The organism is Metabacillus rhizolycopersici, assembly GCF_020075705.1.
In genome coordinates this window covers 1-3,502 of the sequence record NZ_JAIQUM010000168.1, presented here as the reverse complement: position 1 = coordinate 3,502, position 3,502 = coordinate 1, and the positions used below count along the sequence as shown (strand labels likewise).

4 protein-coding genes are annotated in these 3,502 nt (G+C 34.7%); 2 read left to right on the top strand and 2 right to left on the bottom strand.

Annotation, left to right across the window (positions count from 1 at the left end):
- Window positions 1-257: 257 nt before the first annotated feature.
- Window positions 258-1,115, top strand: coding sequence for a hypothetical protein (locus tag K9V48_RS27500; protein WP_224142240.1), 858 nt, complete (start codon window positions 258-260; stop codon window positions 1,113-1,115).
- A gap of 601 nt (window positions 1,116-1,716) precedes the next feature.
- On the opposite strand, the gene K9V48_RS27495 is transcribed toward K9V48_RS27500, so the two are convergent.
- A complete protein-coding gene (locus tag K9V48_RS27495) occupies window positions 1,717-1,896 on the bottom strand; it encodes a small acid-soluble spore protein H (RefSeq protein ID WP_224142239.1) in 180 nt (59 codons plus the stop codon).
- A 246-nt stretch (window positions 1,897-2,142) separates the two neighbouring features.
- Window positions 2,143-2,565 (bottom strand): CBS domain-containing protein, encoded by a 423-nt coding sequence (locus tag K9V48_RS27490; protein WP_224142238.1) that lies wholly within the window; start codon window positions 2,563-2,565, stop codon window positions 2,143-2,145.
- Between the two features lie 402 nt (window positions 2,566-2,967).
- Between K9V48_RS27490 and K9V48_RS27485 the strand changes: the two genes are divergently transcribed.
- Window positions 2,968-3,246: a DUF2798 domain-containing protein gene (locus tag K9V48_RS27485; protein ID WP_224142237.1), complete on the top strand. Its 279-nt coding sequence runs from the start codon at window positions 2,968-2,970 to the stop codon at window positions 3,244-3,246.
- The last annotated feature ends 256 nt before the right edge of the window (window positions 3,247-3,502 follow it).

The following is a 3,502-nucleotide window of genomic DNA, read 5'->3' as shown; positions in this document are numbered from 1 at the left end:
AAATTGGTCTACACCTAACATATGAAATTATAGAAGAATCTGTTTGATAAAACAAATGATAATCATGAAAATGCCACAAAAAATTTGTGGCATTTTCATTGACATAATCTTTTTTCAACAAAGTGAACATAGAAACAAATTTTTTATTTCTATGTTTTTTTCACTATCTTTTCACTTTCCGAGAGTAATATAACCCTTGTGCAAAACACCAGCCAATATGGTGAATAGGGTCAAGATTAAAGGAGGAAATAGTCAAAATGAAGAAAAATAAATTATTTAGGGGTATCATGACAGGTGCCTTATCGTTAGGAATGATCGGAGGAGTTGGCATTCCTGCTTTTGCAGCATCAAACAGTACTTCTAATTCAGCGGCATCGGTAGAACAAGCAGTGAATGTTAAAGCTTCATTAGATGATGAAACAAAACAAAAGGTTCAAGCCATTATGGGTGAACTAAAAATCCAATTAGGTAACATTGGGGTAGAGCTTCCTACAAAAGGCGACCGCGGCAATATGTTTGCTGACTTAGATGATGAAAGCAAAGAAAAAGCCGAAGCGATTATGGAACAGCTAAAAAGTGATTCAATTACTCAAGAAGAAGCTCAAGCTCAATTAGCTGACCTTGGAGTAGAGCTTCCTGCAAAAGGTGAAAAGGGCGGCCATGGTAACATGTTTGCTGGCTTAGATGATGCAACGAAGGAAAAAGCTGAGGCGATCGTGGAACAGCTAAAAAATGATTCGATTACTCAAGAAGAAGCTCAAGCTCAATTAGCTGACCTTGGAGTAGAACTTCCAGAAAGAGCTGACAAAGGTGGCCGTGGCGATATGTTAGCTGGCTTAGATGATGCAACGAAGGAAAAAGCTGAGGCGATCGTGGAACAGCTAAAAAATGATTCGATTACTCAAGAAGAAGCTCAAACTCAATTAGCTGACCTTGGAGTAGAACTTCCTGCAAAAGGTGAAAAAGGCGACCGTGGCGATATGTTCGCTGACTTAGATGACGAAAGTAAAGAAAAAGCTCAAGTACTTATTGAAGAAGCCGAAGCTCAATTAGCTGAGCTAGGTGTAAATCATTTGCCTTTTAAAGGTTTAGAAGCTTCAACAAACGAAGAATAATATGAATTTTCATACCAATACTTCTTTAGTAAAAGGAATCAACTAATATAAAGTAATGGTTATTCCATTAAAGAGCGCGATCCTGGAACAAGGATAAGCGCTCATTTTTCATGGTTTAGGAAATTATAAAATTCTTGAACTATAGAAGATTATATTGAAAAACATTTAAGACCTTCTGGATTATATTATTTGAATATTAAGGGCAGGTTGCCAACATGGATGAAACTTTCAAAAAATAGAGAAGAAGCTCTTAAAGTGATAGAGAAATTAAAGCAAAAAGTTTAGCTCACATTTCATTCTTATTGAATGTGCTCTTCTGGTATCAAATTTTATGACAACAAAATTTTTGAACAAGCAATATAAAGGTATCTTCCAATTTGGAGATCCTTTTTCAATTCATTGAAAAGGCTTTACAGGAAGAAGATTTCGATTTTATTGTTAAGAAGAGGGGATGAATAAGTTAAAGGAGAATTCAACTGAATTTAATCAAACGTGAAACCACCACCCGAAGTGAGGTGACCCCTAAAAGTTAGATTTTTAACTCTAACTTTTGGGGTGCATCACAAAGGTGGAGGTTTATTATGGGGAAATACTTGATAAATTACTGTTCATTTAAGCTTGTTACAGAAACACTTTGTTTATTGTTTGGTTCATCAAGGGAATGGATTGTAGCTGTTCCATTTTGTTCATCCACGTGCTCAATATAAATGCTTTCTCCATTATAAATTACATTAGCCATAATTGGAGAAGAAGAAATTTCTTGTGCTCGTTGTGCGTTCATTGTAGCCACCTCCTTTTGATTTCCAAAAGTTATAATATTTGTACCCAGTAACTTAGATATACTTGTTGTAATTGAAACTGCTTCCATGCTCAAGTTGATTTTTCTTATGACTATTAAGCAATAGATTTAAATAAGACAAGGGTGCTTCAGTAAAATCACTGAGGAACCATTTTTGCATTTTCCAATATTCCGATCGGGCGCAAGAGTTAAGCAAGTCAAGTTTCCAAGGCAGCTCTTTTCATGTTTTCAATGAGTATTTTCAGAAATGTAACTTAACGCCTCACCGGCTTCATTAACATGAATGTTCACTGTTACAAGATCGCCAATAGCACAAATGCCAACAATTTCGCCATTTTCTACTACAGGAAGACGTCGGATTTGATGATCGGCCATCATACGAGCACATTCGTGTGCATCAGTGTTCGGTGCACACGTGATTACATCTGTAGTCATACAATCATGGCAATGAGTAGTATTGCAGTCTTTACCGTCTGCCACACAATTTAATATAATATCTCGATCTGTAATCATTCCTACGACTTTCTTACCTTCACAAACTGGAACAGAACCACAATCGATATCACGCATCATTCTTGCTGCTGTTGTTACAGAATCATGTGATGCACATACCTTTACATCTTTGGTCATAATGTCGCGTACCATTGTCATGTTTATCATCCGCCTTTTTTCAATAGCTTTTATCATCTTTGATATTTTTCCCGCAGTATTTCAAATTATTCCTTCTCGGTCCTTTCTATATAACATCTTTTATAACTATATAAACCGTACATTGGAAAAAGGAAGAGGAAACGAAGTTAGGACCCTTTCTAGACAGCGAGCATCGCATCATCGAATTTCTACAATCTAGTAGAAGAAAAAATGAGCTAATTGCAGCTGTGTTTCTATTTCCATTATTCAACAAAAGGGCGCGTTTATCGAGGAACGCGTCTTTTTGTATAGGACCATCTAATTGAAATAGAAGTTAATATTTTAAATAAAACAGTAAAATGTTGTGATAAAATAATGTATCTGAATTGTAGTTAAAATTATTTGATTAAAAGGTGGGAAAGAATGAGTATTAATGTCAAATACAGAAATATTATTTTTGCATTTTTAATGGCTTTAAGTATGTCCTTTTTTGTTTCATTTATATTAGTCTCACTGAATTTTGGTTATGGTAATACATTTTTGCATATATGGTTAAAAATATGGTTAGAGGCTTTTATTTGTGCTTTTTTTGGAGCTTACTTTTTCCCAAGAGTAATACAAAAAATAATGAGGAAAATTAATTTTGTAGAAAAACCTCTAATAGAGAATGATTTTTTAGAGAGAGAACAAACCAAAAGATAATAAACAGTAGAGAATTAAAGTGAAGTTGGTAATATTAACAAAATCCAAGGTGAACTTTTCTTTATATTTTTATGTTTATTTAAGTAAAAGACTAGTAAGTTTATAGCTTTTTTGATCTCTAATAATCTTTATTTATCCCACCTTAACGGGCAGTAAAACTCTCAACGAAAGATTCGAGAGAAGCAAAGAAGATAAGTGGGAGATAACTGCCCGTAAAGATCCGACGAACGATTGACGTCCAAGTCAGGCGAAGCCA

Coding starts and splice junctions, on each gene's coding strand:
- K9V48_RS27500 (WP_224142240.1), top strand. CDS start 258: ATGAAGAAAAATAAATTATTTAGGGGTATCATGACAGGTGCCTTATCG.
- K9V48_RS27490 (WP_224142238.1), bottom strand. CDS start 2,565: ATGACAATGGTACGCGACATTATGACCAAAGATGTAAAGGTATGTGCA.
- K9V48_RS27495 (WP_224142239.1), bottom strand. CDS start 1,896: ATGAACGCACAACGAGCACAAGAAATTTCTTCTTCTCCAATTATGGCT.
- K9V48_RS27485 (WP_224142237.1), top strand. CDS start 2,968: ATGAGTATTAATGTCAAATACAGAAATATTATTTTTGCATTTTTAATG.